Source organism: Streptomyces sp. MnatMP-M17, from assembly GCF_900091995.1.
In the GTDB taxonomy this organism is placed as follows: domain Bacteria; phylum Actinomycetota; class Actinomycetes; order Streptomycetales; family Streptomycetaceae; genus Streptomyces.
In genome coordinates this window covers 1-2021 of record NZ_FMDK01001130.1, presented here as the reverse complement: position 1 = coordinate 2021, position 2021 = coordinate 1, and the positions used below count along the sequence as shown (strand labels likewise).

Here is a 2021-nt window from a genome sequence, read left to right as displayed (position 1 = left end):
CCGCGCCGGTAGCAGGCCGGGCCCGGCACGGCGCCCGCCGAGTCGGGGCCGACGCGGTAGCGCTGACCGTCGAAGTGGAGAACGGAGCCGCCGCCCGCCGCGACGGTGTGGATGTTCATCATCGGAGCGCGCATCCGGACACCGGCCACCTGCGTGCCGAACTCCCGCTCGAACTCGCCCGCGTAGTGCGAGACATCGGTGGAGGTGCCGCCCATGTCGAAGCCGATGACACGGTCGAAGCCGGCCTGCCGCGCCGTACGGGCCATACCGACGACTCCGCCGGCCGGTCCCGAGAGCACGGCGTCCTTGCCGCGGAAGTGGGCCGCCGCCCGCAGCCCGCCGTTGGACTGCATGAACATCAGCCGGACACCGCGCAGTTCCTGGGCGACCTCGTCGACATAGCGGCGCAGGATCGGCGAGAGATAGGCGTCCACGACGGTGGTGTCGCCGCGCGGCACCAGCTTGATCAGCGGACTGACCTCGTGCGAGCAGCTCACCTGGGTGAATCCGGCCGCGCGGGCGGCCTCGGCGACGGCGCTCTCGTGCGCGGAGTGGCGGTAGCCGTGCATCAGGACGACGGCGGCGCTGCGGAAGCCGTCCCGGTGGGCCGCGCGCAGCCGCTCGGTGACGGTGTCCAGTTCGAGCGGCCGTACGGTCACGCCGTGCGCGTCGATCCGCTCGGGAACCTCGATGACACGCTCGTACACCGCTTCGGGCAGCACGATCCTGCGGTCAAAGAGCCGCGGCCGGTTCTGGTACGCGATCCGCAGAGCGTCCCGGAATCCCTCGGTGATGAGGAGGACGGTCGGCTCACCACGTCTCTCAAGGAGCGCGTTCGTGGCGACGGTCGTCCCCATCTTCACGACGGCGATCCGGTCGGCCGGGACCGGATCGTACGGACCGAGCCCGAGCAGCAGCCGGACACCGGCGACCGCCGCGTCCCGGTACCGCTCGGGATGGTGCGAGAGCAGCTTCCTGGTGACCAGCTCTCCGTCGGGACGCCTGCCCACCACATCGGTGAAGGTGCCGCCCCGGTCGATCCAGAATTCCCAGCGCCCGGTCATTCCCCCATTCTCGCGCGGGGAGCACCCGGGGAGAGGGTGGCGAGCGCGCGGGAGAGTGCCTGTTCTGCATGGACGTCGAGACGGGCGCTGGTGCCACGGGCCCAGTGCCGTAGCTCGTCCCCCGCGAGTCGCAGCAGCTCGGGCAGGAGGTCCTGGCAGCGGCGCGCCACCCAGGCCGCTCCCTTGGTCGCCAGCCACCGCATCACGGCGGCACGGCTGGGCGAGGGCTGATCGGCCGTCAGGGAAGGCGGCGGGCCGATGGCCAGCCCCCGGGCGGCGAGCGGCGCGTGGAAACGCGCGGCGATCATCCGGTGCCCGCGCTCACCGGGATGCAACCGGTCGGCGCTCCACAGGGACCGGTCGTTGACCCAGGCGGCGTCGGCCATGTGCAGATGAACGGTGTCGTACCGCGCGGCCAGGGCGTGTACGACGGCGTTGAGCGCGCGCTGCCGCCGTGCGAGCGGCCGGGCGAGCGGCAGAGGCAGCCCGAGCATGGTCCCCGGATCCGGCAGGCAGGTGGTCAGCAGGACGGCCCCGCGCGCGGCGAGGGCTGCGCAGACGCGGTCGAGACGCTGGGCGATGTCCTGGATGTCGAAGGCGCAGCGGAGCGTGTCGTTGACGCCGACGACGACGGACGCGATGTCGGGTCCGAAGTCGAGGACGGCCGGGACCTGCTGCTCGTCGACATCGCGGGTCAGCGCGCCGCTGACGGCGAAGTTGTGGAACCGTACGCCGCTCTCGCCCTCGGCACCGGCGGGCCGGGCGGGCCCGAGGGCCCCGCCGAGCAGCGCGGCCCAGCCCCGCCATCCGCCGTCCACGGGATCACCGATCCCGGCGGTCAGCGAGTCCCCGAGCGCGGCGAACCGCAACGCCCGCACGGACGCGACGACGCCCTCCTTACGGAGGCCGACGCCGCCGTGCGTTCCCGGCCCGGGCGCGGCCACGGCCGATGTCCCG

At 73.2% G+C, this 2021-nt stretch carries 2 protein-coding genes; both read right to left on the bottom strand.

Annotation, left to right across the window (positions count from 1 at the left end; all coding sequences use genetic code 11):
• The coding region (locus tag GA0115259_RS36870) for a hydantoinase/oxoprolinase family protein (protein WP_272921282.1) at positions 1-1064 on the bottom strand (1064 nt) is incomplete at its 3' end.
• Positions 1061-1942 (bottom strand): SGNH/GDSL hydrolase family protein, encoded by an 882-nt coding sequence (locus tag GA0115259_RS36865; RefSeq protein WP_093604865.1) that lies wholly within the window; start codon positions 1940-1942, stop codon positions 1061-1063. The genes GA0115259_RS36870 and GA0115259_RS36865, both read right to left, overlap by 4 nt.
• Positions 1943-2021 lie beyond the last annotated feature (79 nt).